The 18953-nt window shown below is 69.4% G+C and carries 18 protein-coding genes; 9 read left to right on the top strand and 9 right to left on the bottom strand.

What is annotated here, in order from left to right:
• Positions 1-60 precede the first annotated feature (60 nt).
• Positions 61-2307 carry a transglycosylase domain-containing protein gene (locus tag ACFVQ0_RS14510; protein ID WP_390087900.1) on the bottom strand — a complete coding sequence of 749 codons (2247 nt, stop codon included), beginning with the start codon at positions 2305-2307 and terminating at the stop codon, positions 61-63.
• Positions 2308-2704: 397 nt separating this feature from the next.
• On the opposite strand from ACFVQ0_RS14510, the gene ACFVQ0_RS14505 reads away from it, so the two are divergent.
• The gene (locus ACFVQ0_RS14505) at positions 2705-3055 is read left to right on the top strand and encodes a WhiB family transcriptional regulator (protein WP_185092287.1); all 351 of its coding nucleotides are present in this window, start codon (positions 2705-2707) and stop codon (positions 3053-3055) included.
• Between the two features lie 112 nt (positions 3056-3167).
• Here ACFVQ0_RS14505 and ACFVQ0_RS14500 read toward each other — a convergent pair whose 3' ends face one another.
• Positions 3168-4679: an ArsA-related P-loop ATPase gene (locus ACFVQ0_RS14500; protein ID WP_390087898.1), complete on the bottom strand. Its 1512-nt coding sequence runs from the start codon at positions 4677-4679 to the stop codon at positions 3168-3170.
• Positions 4676-5665 carry an ArsA family ATPase gene (locus ACFVQ0_RS14495; RefSeq protein WP_390087897.1) on the bottom strand — a complete coding sequence of 330 codons (990 nt, stop codon included), beginning with the start codon at positions 5663-5665 and terminating at the stop codon, positions 4676-4678. The genes ACFVQ0_RS14500 and ACFVQ0_RS14495 overlap by 4 nt, the downstream gene beginning before the upstream one ends.
• An 82-nt stretch (positions 5666-5747) precedes the next feature.
• Between ACFVQ0_RS14495 and ACFVQ0_RS14490 the strand changes: the two genes are divergently transcribed.
• The 4 genes from ACFVQ0_RS14490 to ACFVQ0_RS14475 all read left to right on the top strand — a co-directional run bounded on the left by ACFVQ0_RS14490 (position 5748) and on the right by ACFVQ0_RS14475 (position 8380).
• Positions 5748-5906: a DUF4177 domain-containing protein gene (locus tag ACFVQ0_RS14490; RefSeq protein WP_003991873.1), complete on the top strand. Its 159-nt coding sequence runs from the start codon at positions 5748-5750 to the stop codon at positions 5904-5906.
• Positions 5906-6376, top strand: a complete 471-nt coding sequence (locus ACFVQ0_RS14485; RefSeq protein ID WP_390087895.1) for a RidA family protein — start codon at positions 5906-5908, stop codon at positions 6374-6376. The genes ACFVQ0_RS14490 and ACFVQ0_RS14485 overlap by 1 nt, the downstream gene beginning before the upstream one ends.
• A 238-nt stretch (positions 6377-6614) precedes the next feature.
• Positions 6615-7553, top strand: coding sequence for an NUDIX hydrolase (locus ACFVQ0_RS14480; RefSeq protein ID WP_390087893.1), 939 nt, complete (start codon positions 6615-6617; stop codon positions 7551-7553).
• Entirely contained in the window at positions 7550-8380 is an 831-nt protein-coding gene (locus tag ACFVQ0_RS14475; protein WP_390087891.1) for an MBL fold metallo-hydrolase, read from the top strand. Before ACFVQ0_RS14480 ends, ACFVQ0_RS14475 begins: the two co-directional genes overlap by 4 nt.
• A 79-nt stretch (positions 8381-8459) precedes the next feature.
• Here ACFVQ0_RS14475 and ACFVQ0_RS14470 read toward each other — a convergent pair whose 3' ends face one another.
• Complete coding sequence (locus ACFVQ0_RS14470) at positions 8460-9134, bottom strand: Crp/Fnr family transcriptional regulator (protein WP_024490688.1); 675 nt, start codon at positions 9132-9134, stop codon at positions 8460-8462.
• Between the two features lie 355 nt (positions 9135-9489).
• Here ACFVQ0_RS14470 and nth point away from each other — a divergent pair, with 355 nt between their 5' ends.
• The 4 genes from nth (at position 9490) to ACFVQ0_RS14450 (ending at position 13075) form a co-directional block, all read left to right on the top strand.
• Positions 9490-10428: an endonuclease III gene (nth, locus tag ACFVQ0_RS14465; protein ID WP_390087889.1), complete on the top strand. Its 939-nt coding sequence runs from the start codon at positions 9490-9492 to the stop codon at positions 10426-10428.
• 61 nt (positions 10429-10489) lie between these two features.
• Positions 10490-11260, top strand: coding sequence for an NUDIX hydrolase (locus tag ACFVQ0_RS14460; RefSeq protein ID WP_390087888.1), 771 nt, complete (start codon positions 10490-10492; stop codon positions 11258-11260).
• Positions 11261-11353: 93 nt separating this feature from the next.
• Positions 11354-12559: a MarP family serine protease gene (locus ACFVQ0_RS14455; protein ID WP_390087886.1), complete on the top strand. Its 1206-nt coding sequence runs from the start codon at positions 11354-11356 to the stop codon at positions 12557-12559.
• Between the two features lie 126 nt (positions 12560-12685).
• Positions 12686-13075 (top strand): hypothetical protein, encoded by a 390-nt coding sequence (locus ACFVQ0_RS14450; protein WP_390087884.1) that lies wholly within the window; start codon positions 12686-12688, stop codon positions 13073-13075.
• A 255-nt stretch (positions 13076-13330) separates the two neighbouring features.
• Here the strand turns inward: ACFVQ0_RS14450 and ACFVQ0_RS14445 are convergent, their stop codons facing one another.
• From ACFVQ0_RS14445 to acs, 5 genes are all read right to left on the bottom strand, one after another.
• Positions 13331-13534 carry a hypothetical protein gene (locus ACFVQ0_RS14445; RefSeq protein WP_073733596.1) on the bottom strand — a complete coding sequence of 68 codons (204 nt, stop codon included), beginning with the start codon at positions 13532-13534 and terminating at the stop codon, positions 13331-13333.
• A gap of 105 nt (positions 13535-13639) precedes the next feature.
• Complete coding sequence (locus ACFVQ0_RS14440) at positions 13640-14746, bottom strand: alpha/beta fold hydrolase (RefSeq protein WP_390087882.1); 1107 nt, start codon at positions 14744-14746, stop codon at positions 13640-13642.
• Positions 14743-15273 carry a phage holin family protein gene (locus tag ACFVQ0_RS14435; RefSeq protein ID WP_389219053.1) on the bottom strand — a complete coding sequence of 177 codons (531 nt, stop codon included), beginning with the start codon at positions 15271-15273 and terminating at the stop codon, positions 14743-14745. Before ACFVQ0_RS14435 ends, ACFVQ0_RS14440 begins: the two co-directional genes overlap by 4 nt.
• A gap of 39 nt (positions 15274-15312) precedes the next feature.
• On the bottom strand, positions 15313-16716 hold the full coding sequence (gene nhaA / locus ACFVQ0_RS14430; RefSeq protein ID WP_390087880.1) for a Na+/H+ antiporter NhaA: 1404 nt from the start codon (positions 16714-16716) through the stop codon (positions 15313-15315).
• A 236-nt stretch (positions 16717-16952) separates the two neighbouring features.
• On the bottom strand, positions 16953-18950 hold the full coding sequence (gene acs / locus ACFVQ0_RS14425; RefSeq protein WP_390087878.1) for an acetate--CoA ligase: 1998 nt from the start codon (positions 18948-18950) through the stop codon (positions 16953-16955).
• Between the last annotated feature and the right edge of the window lie 3 nt (positions 18951-18953).

The raw sequence follows: 18953 nt of genomic DNA, 5'->3' as shown, positions 1-18953 counted from the left end.
GGCGCCCCCCGGCCGGGGGGCGCCCCACTTCACGTCTGGACCATGCGGCTGAGCGGCAGGTCAGGGACCTTGCGTGCCGTTGTTGCCGTGGCCTCGGCCGCCGTGGCCGTTGTTGCCGCCGATCAGGTCCGGCGAAATGCTGATGCCGGGGAAGGGGCTGTCGCCGCCGGGCTTGTTGTCGCCGTTGCCCGGCTTCTTCTTCTCCTTGTCCTTCTTGCCTTTGTCTTCCTTCGGCTTCGCCCGCGGTACGTCGACCGCGTTGAAGGCCGGCGTCTCGGAGGCGTTCAGGGAGCCGGTCATCGCGGTCTTCCAGATCGGGCCGGGCAGACAGCCACCGCAGACGTCGTCGTAGTACTGACCACCGATGGTGATGTTGCTCATCGGGATCTGCCTGGCACCGTCACTGCCGACCCACACCGCCGTGGACAGGTTCGGCGTGTAGCCGACGAACCAGGCGTTCTTGCGCTCGTCGGTGGTACCGGTCTTGCCCGCGTTGTCGCGGTCGGTGAGACCCGCCTGCTGTCCGGTGCCGTCCGCCACCACGCCCTTGAGCATCTGGTTGATGGTGTCGGCGGTGTGCTCGCTCATGGCCTGCGTGCACTTCGACTTCGGAACGTCGAGCTGCTTGCCGTTCGGGCTGGTCACCGAGAGGATCGCGATCGGGGAGCAGTACTTGCCCCGGTTGGCGAAGGCCGCGTACACCGAGGCCATCGCCAGCGGAGTCGACTCCTGGCCACCGAGAGTGGTGGAGGCGACCGGCTGCAACGGCTTGTTGTTGCCGCGGATGTAGCCGACCTTCTCCGCCATCGTGAGCGTCTCGCAGAGACCGGCCTTCTGCTCCAGCTTCGCGAAGTAGGTGTTGATCGACTTGCCCAGCGCGCTGGTCATGTCGAAGTTGCCCTTCTCCGTCTCCAGCTCGTTCGACACGTCCCAGGGGCGGTTGTCGGCGGGCCGGTTTTCGCAGGTGCGGAAGCTCTCGCCGGGCAGCGAGATCTGGTGGTCGGTGGTGAAGTCCTGTGCCGGACTGATCCCCTTCTCCAGGGCCGCCGCCGCGGTGATCGGCTTGAAGGTCGACCCCACCTGGAAGCCGGCGTAGCTGCCGCCCATCTTGTGGTCGACGTTCAGGTTCAGCACGGTCTGGTGCTTGGACTGGTCCAGTCCGTACGGGCGGGACTGCGCCATCGCCGTGATCTGGCCCGTGCCCGGCTTCACCTGCACGACCGCGTCGGCGATCTTGTCGTCCTTGTTGACCCGGGAGGTCGCGGCCTCGTTGGAGGCGGCCTGGGAGCGCGGGTCGAGCGTCGTCTTGATCGTGAGACCACCGGTCGCCCAGAGCTTGGCGCGGTCCTTCGCGGTCTTCCCGAAGGCGGGGTCGCCCGTGACGATCTGCCGTACGTAGTCGCAGAAGAAGCCGGAGCCGCTGACCGCGGTGATGCAGCCGTTCTGCGGCCGCTTGACCTTCAGCTTGATCGGCGTCGCCTGGGCCTTGGCGGCCTCGGCCTTCGAGATGTCCCCGACATCCGCCATCCGCTGGAGCACGGTGTTGCGACGCTTCGTCGCCTCCTCCGTGTCGTTGACGGGGTCGTAGCGGCTCGGCGACTGCACGATGCCGGCCAGCAGCGCCGCCTCCTCCACCTTCAGGTCCTTCGCCGACTTCGAGAAGTAGCGCTGCGAGGCCGCCTCGACCCCGTACGCCTGCTGCCCGAAGAAGGTGATGTTGAGGTAGTTCTCCAGGATCTTCTTCTTGCCGAGCTCTTCCTCGACCTGGATCGCGTACTTCAGCTCCTGGACCTTGCGGCCGAGCGTCTGCTGGGTGGCCTCGGCGACCTTGGCCGGGTCGTCGCCCGCCTCCTCGACGAAGACGTTCTTCACGTACTGCTGGGTGAGGGTCGACGCGCCCTGCGCGGTCCCGCCCGACTGAACGTTGCGGTTCATCGCGCGCAGGATGCCCTTGAGGTCGACCGCGCCGTGCTCGTAGAAACGGGCGTCCTCGATCGCGATGATCGCCTTCTGCATGTACGGCGAGATGTTCTTCAGCGGCACCACAGTGCGGTCGCGGGAGTAGACCGTGGCGATCTGGCCGCCCTGGTTGTCCAGAATCGTGGTTCGCTGCATCAGCGGCGGAGTCTTCAGATTGGCCGGGATCTCGTCGAATCCGTCGACCGTCCCCTTGGCGGCGAGACCCAGTGCTCCGGCGGCCGGCAGCGCGATGCCCGCCAGGACCACTCCGGAGAGTGCGGCGACACCGAGGAACTTGGCGGCCTGCTGGGTCGTCGTGAGACCCCCGCCCGAGCGCTTCTTTGGCATGGGGGCAGCCTACGTTCTCATTCGCCGGACACACGTATATGCCTTGGCCTAAGCTGCTCTCAACTGTCACAGCAGTCCGGTTTCGTATCAACCCCCGTGCATGACCCTGTGGATGGCCCGACCACGATTCAGGCGCTCCCGAAAACGCCTCGTGTGTCATCGAACGTCCGTTGTGTCTCAGATGGTCTGTCCCGATTCCCTGGGGATAGTCGCGGATGTCCTCACCTCACTCCCCTGGGTGATCTGCCGCATACGCATAGTCCGTTCGGGCCATTCAAGATTGGGCCCGAAGGGGGTGTTGTGCTGTCGCCACCTTCCGTAACGTCCTCAACTGGCAGCGGTGAATATGCCGCTGTCGCCGTGGGGGAGCCTCGATTCGGGAGAGGACGGCGCCGGGATGGGCTGGGTAACCGACTGGAGTGCGCAGGCAGCCTGCCGCACTACCGATCCGGATGAACTGTTCGTACAAGGGGCAGCGCAGAACAGGGCCAAGGCGGTGTGCACCGGATGTCCGGTGCGGACCGAGTGCCTGGCCGATGCGCTGGACAATCGCGTCGAATTCGGCGTGTGGGGCGGAATGACCGAGCGGGAGCGCCGCGCACTGCTGCGCAGGCGCCCGACCGTCACGTCCTGGCGCCGGCTGCTGGAGACCGCACGCAGCGAGTACGAGCGGTCCACGGGCATCCTGCCCGTGGCGATCGGGCTGGAGGACGACGAGCTGCACGAGACGCTCGCCGCCGTGGGGTGACCCCCGGGACGGTGGGTGAGCGGCCCGGCCCCGTGGTGCGGACCACGTAGTGCGGTCCACGTGATGTGGGCGGGGTCCCGACGTGCACTGCCTACGGAATGACGTGCACTACCTACGGATTACGGGGTGGCTGGACAGCTCCGGCCGGAGCGGAACCGGTCGCGAGCCGGTCCCCGATGGCTCGTAGCCCTGTGAGGTCATGGACATCTCCGGGCAGCGCTGCCACCGCTGTCACGGCCACCTCGGGATGTTGCGCGGTGAAACGGTCGCGTGTGTGCTGTTCGCGCGCGACCACCTGCATCCTTTCGGCGTGCAGATGCAACAGACCGGCGGTCAGCTGCTCGACGGAGACACCCGGGGCAACGGAGACACCCGGGGCAGCGGACGTATCCACGTCTGAGCCTGCTTTTGTGTCCGAGCCCGCATCTGTGTCTGCGCCTGCCTCCGGTGTGGCCTCCGGTACGTCGGCGGGCGCCTGCTCATGTCTGTGTTCGGGTTCGTGCTCGTACTCCGAGACGTGCTCGGACAGGTCGGGGGTGGCGGCTCCAGGGGTGTCCGTGGTCTGTGCGGTCCCGGCCGCGGGGGAGGCGGCGGGCTCACGAAGTCCAGCCTTCCCGGCCCCCTGATCCACAATGCCGGCCGCATCAAGATTTTCTGCGGCGGCCAGCGCCTGCCCGGCCGAGAGCCGGGCGGCCTCACTGTCGTGCACCCGGTTGAGGACCAGCCCCGCCAGCGGCATGTCCTCCGCGGCCAGCCGCTCCACGAAGTACGCCGCCTCGCGGAGCGCGTCCCGCTCCGGCGTCGCGACGACGAGGAACGCCGTGCCGGGTGCCTGGAGCAGCTTGAACGTCGCATCGGCGCGGGTGCGGAACCCGCCGAACATGGTGTCCATCGCGGCGACAAAAGTCTGTACGTCCCTCAGGAACTGGCCACCGAGCAGCTTCCCGAGCGTTCCGGTCATCATCGACATGCCCACATTGAGGAACTTCATCCCGGCCCGGCCGCCCATTTTCGCCGGGGCCATCAGCAGCTTGATGAACTTCCCGTCCAGGAACGAGCCGAGCCGCTTCGGCGCGTCCAGGAAATCAAGCGCGGAACGCGACGGTGGGGTGTCGACGACGATCAGGTCCCACTCCTCGCGCGCCCTGAGCTGACCGAGCTTCTCCATCGCCATGTACTCCTGCGTGCCCGCGAAGCCGGCCGACAGGGACTGGTAGAAGGGGTTCTCCAGAATCGCGCGGGCCCGCTCACCGTCCGCGTGCGCCTCGACGATCTCGTCGAACGTCCGCTTCATGTCGAGCATCATGGCGTGCAGCTGACCGGAGCCCGCTGTCTCGATGCCCTTCACCTGGCGGGGGATGTTGTCCAGCGAGTCGATGCCCATGGACTGGGCGAGCCTGCGGGCCGGATCGATGGTGAGGACGACGACCTTGCGGCCCCGCTCGGCCGCGCGTACGCCCAGTGCCGCGGCGGTCGTGGTCTTGCCTACTCCGCCCGAGCCGCAGCACACGATGATCCGGATGTCAGGATCGTCGAGGAGGGCGTCGGTGTCCAGGACGGGGGCGGTCGCCGCCGCGACACCGTCGTGGTCGCTGCCACCGTCGTGGTTTCTGTCCGATGTCATGAACCCACTCCTTGTCCCGCCGCCCCTTCGCCCACACCTTGCTTACGGAGCTCCGTAGCGAGTTCGTACAGTCCGGCAGGGTCCACGCCCTCGCCGATCAGCGGGAGTTCGTAACCCGGAAGTCCGAGGCCTGCCAGGACCGCGCGCTGTTCACGCTCCAGCTCGACCCGCTGGGCGTGCTCGGCGGCCTGCGCGAGCAGCGGGCGCACGAGGGCCGCGGAGCCGGTCACGCCTGCCCGGGTGAGTGTTTTGGCGATCTCCTTGCGGCGGCCGCCCGCGGCGGTGCGCAGCGCGTCCTCGTCCAGCAGATGCGGGCGCACCATGTTCACGATGACCCGGCCCACCGGCAGTTCGGCCGCCCGGAGCTCGGCGATGCCGTCGGCGGTCTCCTGGACCGGCATCTCCTCCAGGAGGGTCACCAGATGGACCGCGGTCTCGGGGGACTTCAGCACCCTCATCACGGCCTGGGCCTGATTGTGTATCGGGCCTATCCGGGCCAGCCCCGCCACCTCGTCGTTCACGTTGAGGAAGCGGGTAATCCGGCCGGTCGGCGGGGCGTCCATGATCACGTAGTCGTAGACGAACCGGTTCTGCTTGTCCTTGCGGCGCACCGCCTCGCAGGCCTTGCCGGTCAGCAGGACGTCCCGGACGCCGGGCGCGATCGTGGTGGCGAAGTCGATCGCGCCGAGCTTCTTGAGCGCCCGGCCCGCGCTGCCGAGCTTGTAGAACATCTGGAGATAGTCGAGGAGGGCGCGCTCGGCGTCGATCGCGAGGGCGTACACCTCCCCGCCGCCCGGTGCGACGGCGATCTTGCGCTCCTCGTAGGGGAGGGCGTCCGCCTCGAAGAGCTGGGCGATGCCCTGTCTGCCCTCGACCTCGACGAGGAGGGTGCGCTTGCCCTCGGTCGCGAGGGCAAGCGCGAGGGCGGCGGCGACCGTGGTCTTACCGGTACCGCCCTTGCCGCTGACGACCTGGAACCTGCTCACGTATTCGAGCCTAACCAGTCGTACCGCAGGCTACGCACGAGGCTGCGCGTCTCGTGGATTGCACAGGCATTACAGTCGGGCCATGACCAAGTGGGAATACGCGACCGTGCCCCTTCTCGTGCACGCGACCAAGCAGATTCTGGACACCTGGGGCGAGGACGGCTGGGAGCTGGTCCAGGTCGTTCCCGGCCCGAACAACCCCGAGCAGCTCGTGGCCTACCTGAAGCGGGAGAAGCAGTAGTGGCGGGCGTCGTCGAGGCGAAGCTCGCCGAGCTCGGACTGCCCCTGCCGGCCGTCGTGCCGCCGCTGGCCTCGTACCAGCCCGCCGTGCAGTCAGGGGTGTACGTGTACACCTCCGGCCAGCTGCCGATGGTGGACGGCAAGCTCGCCGTCACCGGCAAGGTCGGCGCGGAGGTCACGCCCGACGAGGCCAAGGAGCTGGCGAAGACCTGCGCCCTCAACGCGCTCGCCGCGGTGAAGTCGGTCGCGGGCGACCTGGACCGGATCGCGCGTGTCGTGAAGGTCGTCGGCTTCGTCGCCTCGGCCACGGACTTCACCGGCCAGCCCGCCGTGATCAACGGCGCGAGCGAGCTGCTCGGTGCCGTCCTCGGGGACAAGGGCGTGCACGCGCGCAGCGCCGTGGGCGTCGCGGTGCTGCCGCTGGACGCACCGGTCGAGGTCGAGATCCAGGTCGAACTGACCGGGGTCTGAACCGGCCTCAGCCGCCGACGTCGCCGACTCCGCCGACGTCGCCGACTCCGCCGACGTCGCCGACTCCGCCGACGTCGCCGACTTCCTCCGATCCCGCCCGGTCACGACGACCGGGCGGGATCTTCTATGTACGGAGGGAGCCGATCAGCTGTGTGCCGGTGGCGATCATCTGTGTACGGGGCATGTACGGATCCCGGCCCCCCTCGAACATCCTCGCGGTTCCGGATAGCCTCCCGCCATGTCCAATGGTCAGTGGTACCCACCGGAATGGCCCGACCGGATCCGGGCTCTCGCCACCGGCGAACTGACGGCCGCCACCCCCCGCCGGGCCGCCACCGTGATGCTGCTCCGGGACGCCGTCGCCGGTACCGGGGGCGGGCCCACTGTCCACATGCTGCGCCGGCGCACCTCGATGGCCTTTGCCGGAGGGGCGTACGCCTATCCGGGTGGCGGGGTCGACCCGCGCGACGACGACCGGCTCGTCGGCTGGGCCGGGCCCGCACTGGAGAGCTGGGCGCGGCGGCTCGGGGTCGGCACCCCCGCAGAGGCCCAGGCGATCCTCTGCGCGGCGGTCCGGGAGACGTACGAGGAGGCGGGCGTCCTGCTCGCGGGCCCGACTGCGGGCACCGTCGTCTCGGACACGACCGGTGCGGACTGGGAGGCCGATCGTGAGGCGCTGGTCGCACGGGAGCTGTCGTTCGCGGAGTTCCTGGAGCTCCGCGGACTGGTCCTGCGCTCGGATCTGCTCGGCGCGTGGGCGCGCTGGATCACTCCGGAGTTCGAACCGCGCCGCTACGACACCTGGTTCTTCGTGGCCGCGCTCCCGGCCGGCCAGCGCACCCGTAACGCCTCCACGGAGGCCGACCGGACGGTGTGGATCAGCCCGGGGGAGGCGGCCGACGGCTACGACCGCGGCGAACTGCTGATGATGCCGCCGACGGTCTCGACGCTGCGCGGGCTCAGGGCCCACGCCACCGCCGCACAGGCGCTGGAGGCGTCATCGGCCCAGGACCTCGCCCCCGTACTCGCACAGGCGCGCCTGGAGGGCGACGAGCTGGTGCTGAGCTGGCCGGGGTACGCGGAGTTCACCAAGCACATCCCGGCGGCCGGCGGAGGCAGCAAGGGCGGGGCCGACGGCACGGGCGAGGCCGACGGCACGGGCGGTGGAGCGGTATGAGCGACGCGGCAGCGCTGCCCGGACAGCCGCGCGGCGGGGTGCTCTCCGGACCCGCCACCACCCGTGCGGTCAACGTCCTCGCGCCCAACGCGTCGCCGATGACGCTGGACGGCACCAACACCTGGATCGTCGCGGAGCCCGACTCGGACCTCGCGGTGGTCATCGATCCGGGGCCGCTGGACGACGTCCACCTGCGGGCCGTCATCGACACCGCAGAGCGCGCGGGCCGCAGGGTCGGCCTCACGCTCCTCACCCACGGCCACCCCGACCACGCGGAGGGCGCGGCGCGGTTCGCGGAGCTGACCCGTACGAAGGTGCGCGCGCTCGATCCCGGGCTGCGGCTGGGGGACGAGGGCCTGGGCACGGGTGACGTGATCACGACCGGCGGGCTGGAGATGTACGTGGTGCCGACCCCGGGCCACACCGCGGACTCGCTCTCGTTCCATCTGCCCGCCGACCGCGCGGTGCTGACGGGGGACACGATCCTCGGCCGCGGGACGACGCTGGTGGCGCACCCCGACGGGCGTCTCGGGGACTACCTCGACTCGCTGCGGCGGCTGCGCTCGCTGACGGTCGACGACGGGGTGCACACGGTGCTGCCGGGGCACGGGCCGGTGCTGGACGACGCGCAGGGCGCGGTCGAGTTCTACCTGGCGCACCGCGCGAACCGGCTGGCCCAGGTGGAGACGGCGGTGGAGGCCGGGTACCGGACGTCGTCGGAGGTGGTGGCGCACGTGTACGCGGACGTGGACCCGTCGCTGTGGCCGGCGGCGGAGCTCTCGGTGCGGGCGCAGCTGGAGTACCTGCGGGAGCACGGGCTGATCTGACGGTCCCTGCCCTGTGACGCGCCCGAGGGGCCCCGCCGGTCACCGGCGGGGCCCCTCGGGCGTTGCGTACGACGACGGGTCAGCGGGACCGCTTGGCCAGCCGCTCCACGTCGAGCAGGATCACCGCGCGGGCCTCCAGCCGCAGCCAGCCGCGGCCGGCGAAGTCGGCCAGGGCCTTGTTGACCGTCTCGCGGGAGGCACCGACCAGCTGGGCCAGCTCCTCCTGCGTCAGGTCGTGGACGACGTGGATGCCTTCCTCGGACTGGACGCCGAAGCGGCGCGACAGGTCGAGGAGCGCACGGGCGACACGGCCCGGCACGTCGGAGAAGACCAGGTCGGACATCTGGTCGTTGGTCTTGCGCAGGCGCCGTGCGACAGCGCGCAGCAGGGCCGTGGCCACCTCGGGGCGCACGTTCAGCCAGGGCTGGAGGTCGCCGTGGCCGAGGCCGAGGAGCTTCACCTCGGTCAGCGCGGTAGCGGTGGCGGTGCGCGGGCCCGGGTCGAAGAGCGAGAGCTCACCGATCAGCTCGCCGGGGCCGAGGACAGCCAGCATGTTCTCGCGGCCGTCGGGCGAGGTGCGGTGGAGCTTCACCTTGCCGTCGGTGACCACATAGAGGCGGTCGCCCGGGTCACCCTCGTGGAACAGCGCGTCGCCGCGCGCGAGGGTCACCTCACTCATCGAGGCGCGGAGCTCCGCGGCCTGCTCGTCATCGAGCGCCGCGAAAAGCGGGGCGCGCCGCAGAACGTCGTCCACGAGTTCTCTCCTTGTCGGCCTGTTCAGGGAACCGTGGTCCCCATCATGCCGGACGGTAAAACAGTGCGATCAATCACAAACCAGTTTGACGCACGTGCGTGCCGAGACGTACGGCAGGGGGCCGATTGGGGGCGGATCATCGGTGACCGGGGCGGATGTCAGTGCCTGGCTCTAGGCTGGCCGGGTGTCCGGAACGCCGGTGAGAGCGCAGGCCAAGGGGGTTGATGGGGTGTCGGAGGGCCACGATTCCGCTGTGGGCGAACAGGTCACGAGTGGAGCGAAAAATGCGACAAAAAGCCCGGCTGGACGGATGAAACGGGTGGGGACGACGGAACCGGTGAGGACGGCGAAACGGGTGGGATCAAAGAGCGGCACTGGCGCGAAGGCGGAGCCGGAGCCGGACCTGAAGTCGGAGTCGGAGTCGAAGGTCCCCCCGAAGTCGAAGCCGAAGGTCGCCCCGAAGTCCAAGCCGAAGTCGACCCCCGAGCCCAAGCCCAAGGCGAGCGCCAAGCCGAAGGCGAGCGCCAAGCCGGAATCGCACCTGGCCATGGTGCGCAGGGCCCGTCGGATCAACCGCGAGCTGGCCGAGCTCTACCCCTACGCCCACCCGGAGCTGGACTTCCGGAACGCCTTCGAGCTCCTCGTAGCCACGGTCCTCTCCGCTCAGACGACCGATCTGAGGGTCAACCAGACCACCCCCGCGCTCTTCGCCGCCTACCCCACCCCCGAGGACATGGCCGCGGCGGTCCCGGAGGAAATGGAAGAGATCATTCGGCCGACCGGCTTCTTCCGCGCCAAGACCAAGTCGCTGATGGGCCTCTCCACCGCCCTCCGGGACAACTTCGACGGCGAGGTGCCCGGCCGTCTGGAGGACCTCGTGACGTTGCCGGGAGTCGGCCGCAAGACCGCCAACGTCGTACTGGGGAACGCTTTCGGCGTACCGGGGATCACTGTCGACACCCACTTCGGTCGGCTGGTGCGCCGCTGGAAGTGGACCGACCAGGAGGATCCGGTGAAGGTCGAGGCCGATGTGGCGGCGATCTTCCCCAAGAGCGAGTGGACGATGCTCTCGCACCGCGTCGTCTTCCACGGGCGCCGCATCTGCCACGCCCGCAAGCCCGCCTGTGGCGCCTGCCCGATCGCCCCGCTCTGCCCTTCGTACGGAGAGGGCGAGACGGATCCCGAGAAGGCCCGGAAGCTTCTGAAGTACGAGATGGGGGGCCGCCCCGGGCAGCGGCTGAGCCCGCCGCCGGACTACCCGGGCGCACCCGCCCCCGCCCTGGGCGCCGAATGATCCGAGGCGCCGCTGCGGAACGAAATGCGTGACGACAGGCGTTGTGAGACGAGGGGTGCCCATGAGGACGCATGAACACAGCACGGACGCGTCGGCCGACGCGGAGGCAGCCGCCGCGTCGCCCGCGCCGGGGTCCGCGCCCGTGCCCGGATCCGGTGGAGAGGCCTCGATCACCGTCACCACCGAGGGCCTGCCCCGCTGGCTGGACCCCGTCGCCCGCGCCGCGCGCACCATCGAGCCGAGGCAGCTCAGCCGTTTCCTGCCGCCCGAGAGCGGGGCGGGACGGCAGTCGGCCGTCCTCGTCCTGTTCGGTGAGGGTGCGCGAGGGCCCGAGCTGCTCCTGATGGAGCGTGCGGGAAGCCTGCGCTCGCACCCCGGGCAGCCCTCCTTCCCCGGTGGCTCCCTGGATCCGGAGGACGGCGACCAGACGACGACGGGCCCGCTCAGGGCCGCGCTGCGGGAGGCCCAGGAGGAGACCGGCCTCGATCCGCACGGCGTGCAGCTGTTCGGCGTGCTGCCCCGGCTCTACATTCCGGTGAGCAGCTTCGTCGTGACGCCGGTCCTCGGCTGGTGGCGTGCGCCCAGCCCGGTGGGGGTCGTCGACCCGGGGGAGACCGCGCGGGTCTTCACCGTCCCCGTGGCAGATCTCACGGACCCGGCCAACCGGGCCACCGCCGTCCACCCGAGCGGTCACCAAGGCCCGGCGTTTCTGGTCGAATCCGCACTCGTATGGGGGTTCACGGCCGGTGTGATCGACCGGATTCTGCACTTCGCGGGCTGGGAGCGCCCCTGGGACAGAGCCAAGCAGGTGCCGCTCGACTGGCGCGCATGACAGGCTGACTCCCCGTGCTCCACTGCTCCGGGCCGCCCGCCCGGACCCGGAGAGACGTACGGGCCCGGTGACGAATCTGTGAGGCTATAGACGGTGAACGTGCTGGACATCCTGCTGCTGGCCGGCGCCGTGTGGTTCGCGGTCATCGGATACCGCCAGGGGTTCGTCGTCGGCATCCTGTCGGTGATCGGGTTCCTGGGCGGCGGTCTCGTCGCCGTCTATCTGCTGCCGGTCCTGTGGGACCAGCTGACGGACGGCTCCGAGGTCTCGTCGACGGCCGCCGTGATCGCGGTCGTCATCGTGATCGTGTGCGCCTCGGTGGGGCAGGCCTTCACCACCCATCTGGGGAACAAGCTCCGCCGGTACATCACGTGGTCGCCCGCGCGTGCCGTCGACGCGACGGGCGGCGCACTGGTCAACGTCGTGGCGATGCTCCTGGTGTCGTGGCTGATCGGCTCCGCGCTGGCCGGCACCTCGCTGCCGACCCTGGGCAAGGAGGTGCGCAGTTCCTCCGTGCTGCTCGGCATCTCCCGGGTGATGCCGCCCCAGGCCTCCACCTGGTTCACGGACTTCTCCTCGGTCCTCGCGCAGAACGGCTTCCCCCAGGTCTTCAGCCCGTTCGCCAATGAGCCGATCACCGAAGTCAGGGCCCCCGACCCGGCGCTCGCGGGCAGCCCGGTCGCCGCCCGCGCCAAGAAATCCATCGTCAAGGTCGTCGGTACCGCCCCGAGCTGCGGCAAGGTCCTCGAAGGGACCGGTTTCGTCTTCTCCGGCCGCCGGGTGATGACCAACGCCCACGTCGTCGGCGGCGTCGACGAGCCGACCGTCCAGATCGGCGGCCAGGGACGGCTGTACGACGCGAAGGTCGTCCTGTACGACTGGCGGCGCGACATCGCCGTCCTCGACGTCCCGGACCTGGACGCGAAGCCGCTCGCGTTCACCGACACCGACCACGACGCCTCGACCGGCAACAGCGCGATCGTCGCGGGCTTCCCGGAGAACGGCGCGTACGACGTACGGTCCGCGCGCGTCCGCGCCCGCATCGACGCCAATGGCCCGGACATCTACCACCGTGGCACCGTCCGCCGTGACGTGTACTCGCTCTTCACGACGGTCCGCCAGGGCAACTCGGGCGGACCGCTGCTGACCCCGGAAGGCAAGGTGTACGGAGTCGTCTTCGCCAAGTCGCTCGACGACCCGAACACCGGTTACGCCCTGACGGCCGACGAGATCCGCGACGACATCGAGCAGGGGCGAACCGCCAACCAGCAGGTCGACAGTCAGGCGTGCGCCCTCTAAAACGGAGGCGGGCGCCTGTAGACCTGAGGCGGGCGCCCTCGGTGCCGTTCGAGGTCGAGCTGCCTCTTGAAGCCTTTGCGAGCCTCTCCGCGGGCACCCCTTGGACCACACCGCCAGGAGGAACCAGTGTCATACCCGCAACCGCTCACCCCTGAGGAGAAGCTCGCCGACGCGAAGAGGCTGTTGAGCCTCCCGCGTACCGTCGTGATCTGCGGCTCCACCCGTTTCATGGCCGAGATGAACGAGGTCGAACTACGGGAGACCAAAGCCGGAAGGATTGTCGTCAAACCGGGCTGTGACATGAAGTCGCCGCACGAACTCCGGTCCGATCCCGTCGAGGCCGAGGCGCTGAAGGCCCGGCTCGACGAACTGCACCGGGCGAAGATCCGGCTCGCTGATGAGGTGCTCGTAGTCGGCGACTACATCGGAGACAGCACCCGAGCCGAAATCGCCTACGCCCGGTCGCTGGGCAAGCCCGTGCGGTTCGCGTACCCCGAAGTCGACCCCAACGCCTGACCGTCTTGAGGCGGCGGCGTCCGCCGCTCACCCGACACCCTCCGCCGGCACCCCTTGGAATTGATCATCTGGGCCGAAGGGATCATCTGGGCCGAAGGAGTGAACGGCTCCCAGGAGCCGGGTACGGAAAGCCCCGTCGGACCCTCGCCGTGGAGTGATGCGCTCAGCGTCCGCCGGTGGGGGACCGGCAGGTCGTCCGGCGTGGCCGCGAGGTCGTCCGCTGTGGTCGTGAGGCCGTCCGGGGAGGCGGCGAGGTCATCCGCGCGGGTGGCGCAGCCGCGCCGAGACCCAGCGGGCCCTGCGGCGGAGGATGCGCGGAATGCCCAGCCGGGGATCATGCAGAACATGCATAGCGTGCACTCGGCCTTGGCGGCCGCCCCCCTCATGAGTGCCCGGACCCGCCGTGGCGGTCGAGCGGCGATTGCGTGCTGCGTCACTGAAGTCGTGCGTCCAGCCCATACCCGGACGTCTGCCCGTGGCTCATGGTCGGTAACCGCCTATCCGTCAGCCAATTGGCGTATGCGCCAGGCAAGTGGCTGTTCGTCGGACGGGCGTGCCCGTGAGCTAGCGGTCGGGCTCGGAATCCTTGAGCCAGCTGATGAGTTCGGCCGAGAATCCGGCCGGATCCTCCTCATGGGGGAAGTGCCCCAGACCGTCGAAAAGTCGCCAACGGTACGGCGCCTCGACGTACTCGCCTGACCCCGCGGAACTCCGGGTGCGTACCGCCGGATCGAGTGAACCGTGCAGGTGCAACGTGGGCACCCGCACCGGCCGCTTCATGCGCCGGTTGAACTGGATGCCGTCGGGGCGGGCCAGCGAGCGCACCATCCAGCGGTACGGCTCGATGGAGCAGTGCGCCGTCGACGGGATGGACATGGCGCGCCGGTACACGTCCACCGTCGCGTCGTCGGGGAAGTCCGCGGTCCGGGGCCCCGCCCAGTCGTGGATCAGCCGCCCCACCAACGCGGCCTCGTCCGCCACGAGCTGACGCTCAGGCACCCACGGACGCTGGAAGCCCCAGATGTACGAGCCGGCCCTGGACTGCGCGAAGTCGGAGAGCATCGAGGAGCGCCACCGGCGCGGATGCGGCATCGAGGAGACCACCAGCCGGCGGACCAGCTTCGGCCGCATCACCGCCGCCGTCCAGGCGAGGTAGCCGCCCATGTCGTGGCCGACCAGTGCCGCGTCCGGCTCGCCGAGCGAGCGGATCACGCCGGTCACGTCCAGTGCCAGGTTGGCCGGATCGTAACCCCGCGGCGTACGGTCGCTGCCGCCCACTCCGCGCAGGTCCATCGCCACCGCCCGGAACCCCGCCTCCGCGAGTGCGGGCAGCTGGTGGCGCCAGGTCCACCAGAACTGCGGGAATCCGTGCAGGAGCAGGACCAGCGGCCCTTCCCCCATTTCGGCGATGTGGAAGCGTGCGCCGTTCGCCGCGACGTCCCGGTGCGTCCAGGGGCCGTCCAGGCGGACGGGTCCGCCGGACGGGGCCACCGCACCCAGCGGGCCGGTGAACGACGCCGAGGCCTTGGGGGACGGCGTGGACGGCGTGGACAACGTGGGTGGTGTGGACGGCGTGGCGGAAGGTTCTGCCGGGGGGCCGTCCGGCCCTGTGTGGCCCGCCCGGTCGTCCGGGCCTACCGGGCCGAATGCGCTGGAATCGGGGACCGTCATGTAGATGAGCGTGCCACAGCCGGTGCCTTGTCCTGGACCGGACTGTTCTCGATGGCCTTGTCCGCAAGTGTGCTGCCACCCGCCGGAAGGATCGCGTCCGCTGCGATGCCCGGACGGGGGTGCGGCTTGACGCCCTGGAGGACGGCGGCGGTCTGCTTGGCCGACGCGATGGACTTCTCCGGCGGCTTGACCTTCTTGAACTTGGCGTAGCCGAAGAGCGCGAGCAGGATCCCGAGCAGGATGAACGCGCCACCCACGATCAGGAACGACCAGGCGAGACCCAGCCCCAGGTTGTGGATTCCGTACGCGGCCGCGAAGCTCAGCACCGGGATCGCGAACAGGATCAGCACACCCGTGACGATGAACGCCACGCTGCCGATGACGCCACGCTTGACGTCCTGTCGCACCTCGGCCTTGGCCAGGGCAATCTCGTCGTGTACCAGCGCCGACAGCTCGGCCGTCGCCGAGGCGACCAGCTGGCCGAGACTGCGGTCGGCGCTGCCCGCGTAATTGCCGGGGTCGCTCATGCCTGACTCCCTCTCCTGTTCAACACGTCCGATGTCAGATCATGCCGGACTGTCCGGCTTGTTGCTCGCTGCCCCCGCCAGTTGGGCAAGGCGGCGGTGTTCGGCCGCCTTCTTCTCGTAGATCGCGGCCATCCGCAGGTGGTACTCCGGATCATCCTGTTCATAGACGTCCGGTACCCCGGATTCGTCCTCATCGAGCTCCTCCGCGTCCGTGAGCGCCCGGTATCTGCGTACCCGGAGTTTGAGCAGTACACCGGAGATTACGGCGGCGATCAGGGAGCCGAGCAGAACCGACGCCTTGATCTCGTTGATCACGTCGGCGTCGGTGAAGGCCAGCTCGCCGATCAGCAGCGAGACAGTGAAGCCGATTCCCGCGAGCGAGGCGACCGCGAAGACATCGGCCCAGGCCAGCTCCTTGTTGAGCTCCGCCCTGGTGAACCGGGTGGCGAGCCACGTACCGCCGAAGATCCCGATCGTCTTGCCGACGACGAGCCCGAGCACGACACCCAGCGTCTCGGGATGCGTGAACACGCCGGCCACCGCACCGCCCGAGAGCGAGACCCCGGCCGAGAAGAGCGCGAACAGCGGTACGGCGAAACCCGCCGACAGCGGGCGGATCAGATGCTCGATGCGCTCACCGGGGGAACGCTCCTCGCCGTCCCGCCTGGTGCAGCGCAGCATCAGACCCATCGCGACCCCGGCGATGGTGGCGTGGATCCCGCTGTTGTACATCAGCCCCCAGATGACCAGGGCGAGCGGCACGTAGACGTACCAGCCGCGGACGTTCAGCCGCAGCAGCAGGTAGAAGACGGCCAGGCCGACAAAGGCGCCGATGAGGGCGGCGAAGTTGATGTTCTCGGTGAAGAACACCGCGATGATCAGAATCGCGAACAGGTCGTCCACGACGGCGAGCGTGAGCAGGAACGCACGGAGCGCGGACGGCAACGAGGTGCCGATGACCGCCAGTACGGCGAGGGCGAAGGCGATGTCGGTGGCCGTGGGGACGGCCCAGCCGCTGGTGGAGCCGGAGCCGAGCACCGTCACCAGCGTGTAGACGACCGCCGGTACGGCCATGCCGCAGAGCGCGGCGACGACCGGGAGGACGGCGGCCTTGGGGTCGCGCAGTTCACCCGCGACGAGTTCGCGCTTGAGTTCCACCCCCGCGACGAAGAAGAAGATCGCGAGCAGTCCGTCGGCCGCCCAGTGCGCCACGGACAGGTGCAGACCGAGCACCTCTGGCCCGAAATGGAAGTGGCTGACGGTCGTGTAGCTCGACCCGAAGGTGTTCGCCCAGATCAGCGCGGCCACCGCGGCGACCAGCAGGATGACTCCGCCGACGGTCTCGGTACGCAGCGCGTCGGTGAGGAAGTTCCGCTCCGGGAGCGACTGGCGTCCCAGGAAGGTGCGGCGGGGGGAGGGGGGTGTGGGGGTGGGCGCGGCCACGAGAGAGGACCTCCGGGTCGGTACGGCAGCGACGGCATGGCTGATGCACTTGCCGACCAGACTTCCCGGCACACCCTTTGGAGATTGTTCCTGTCATGTTGTTGACCAGCTGCCACTGTACCCGTGGCGTGCAGGGCTGTGAGCGGTGATCTTCACCCTAAATGCCCGAAGGGCATCCGGCGCACTGCCGGATGCCCTTCGGTGAGCTCAGCTCGGCTGGGCTTTTGAAGCGGGTCTCAGTCCTCGGAGGGGGACGAGGGGAGCTGGGTCTGGATGAGGTCCATGACCGATGAGTCGGTCAGGGTGGTGACGTCTCCGAGCTCCCTGTTCTCCGCGACGTCGCGGAGGAGGCGGCGCATGATCTTGCCGGAGCGGGTCTTCGGCAGCTCGGCGACCGGCAGGACCCGCTTGGGCTTGGCGATCGGGCCGAGGGTGGCGCCGACGTGGTTACGCAGCTCCGCCACGAGCTCCTCGGAGGCGGTCGCCGTGCCGCGCAGGATCACGAACGCGACGATGGACTGGCCGGTCGTCTCGTCGGCGGCACCGACCACGGCTGCTTCTGCTACGGCCGGGTGCGACACGAGGGCGGATTCGACCTCGGTGGTGGAGATGTTGTGCCCGGACACCAGCATGACGTCGTCGACGCGGCCGAGGAGCCAGATGTCGCCGTCCTCGTCCTTCTTGGCACCGTCGCCCGCGAAGTACTTGCCCTCGAAGCGCGACCAGTAGGTGTCGAGGAACCGCTGGTCGTCGCCCCAGATGGTGCGGAGCATCGACGGCCACGGCTCGGTCAGGACGAGATAGCCGCCCCCGCCGTCCGGTACCTCGCGGGCCTCGTCGTCGACGACGGTCGCGGAGATGCCCGGCAGCGCGCGCTGGGCGCTGCCCGGCTTGGTCGCGGTGACTCCGGGAAGCGGCGAGATCATCATCGCGCCGGTCTCGGTCTGCCACCAGGTGTCCACGATCGGGCAGGTGTCGGCACCGATGTGCTTGCGGTACCACATCCACGCCTCGGGGTTGATCGGCTCACCGACCGAACCCAGGACCCGGAGACTGCTCAGGTCGAACTTGGCGGGGATGTCGTCACCCCACTTCATGAACGTCCGGATCGCGGTCGGCGCCGTGTAGAGGATGCTCACGCCGTACTTCTGGACGATCTCCCAGAAGCGCCCCTGGTGCGGGGTGTCCGGCGTGCCCTCGTACATGACCTGCGTCGCGCCGTTGGCCAGCGGCCCGTAGACGATGTACGAGTGTCCGGTCACCCAGCCGATGTCGGCGGTGCACCAGTAGACGTCGGTCTCCGGCTTGAGGTCGAAGACCGCGTGGTGCGTGTAGGCCGCCTGCGTGAGGTAGCCGCCGGAGGTGTGCAGGATGCCTTTCGGCTTCCCCGTCGTGCCCGAGGTGTAGAGGATGAACAGCGGCTGCTCGGCCTCGAACGCCTCGGGGGTGTGCTCGGCGGACTGCCGTGCGGTGATCTCGTGCCACCACACGTCGCGGCCCTCGGTCCACGCGGTGTCCTGGCCGGTGCGCCGGACGACGAGGACGTGCTCGACGCTCTCGATCCGGGAGACGGCCTCGTCGACCGCGGGCTTGAGCGCGGAGGGCTTGCCTCGGCGGTATCCGCCGTCGGAGGTGATGACGACCTTCGCGTCCGCGTCCTGGATACGGGTCGCGATGGCGTCGGCGGAGAAGCCGCCGAAGACCACCGAGTGCGCTGCGCCGATGCGGGCGCAGGCCAGCATCGCGACGGCGGCCTCGGGGATCATCGGCAGGTAGACGGCGACCCGGTCGCCCTTGCCGACACCGAGCTCGATCAGCGCGTTGGCGGCGCGGGAGACCTCGTCCTTCAGCTCCGCGTAGGTGATGGCGCGGCTGTCGCCGGGCTCGCCCTCGAAGTGGATGGCGACCCGGTCGCCGTTGCCCGCCTCGACGTGGCGGTCCACGCAGTTGTACGCGACGTTGAGCTCGCCGTCCGCGAACCACTTCGCGAAGGGCGGGTTGCTCCAGTCGAGCGTCTCTGTCGGCTCCGTGGCCCAAGTCAGGCGGCGGGCCTGCTCGGCCCAGAAGCCCAGCCGGTCCGCCTCGGCCTGCTCGTACGCCTCGGCTGTGACGTTGGCGTTCGCGGCCAGATCGGCAGGCGGTGCGAACCGCCGCTCCTCACGAAGCAGATTGGCCAAGCTTTCGTTGCTCACGACATCTCCCATTCCCAGGGTGTCCGTTGTGTCCCGGGGCATAGC

The organism is Streptomyces sp. NPDC057900 (assembly GCF_042887885.1).
Lineage (GTDB): Bacteria > Actinomycetota > Actinomycetes > Streptomycetales > Streptomycetaceae > Streptomyces.
This window is presented reverse-complemented; position numbering and strand designations above follow the sequence as displayed.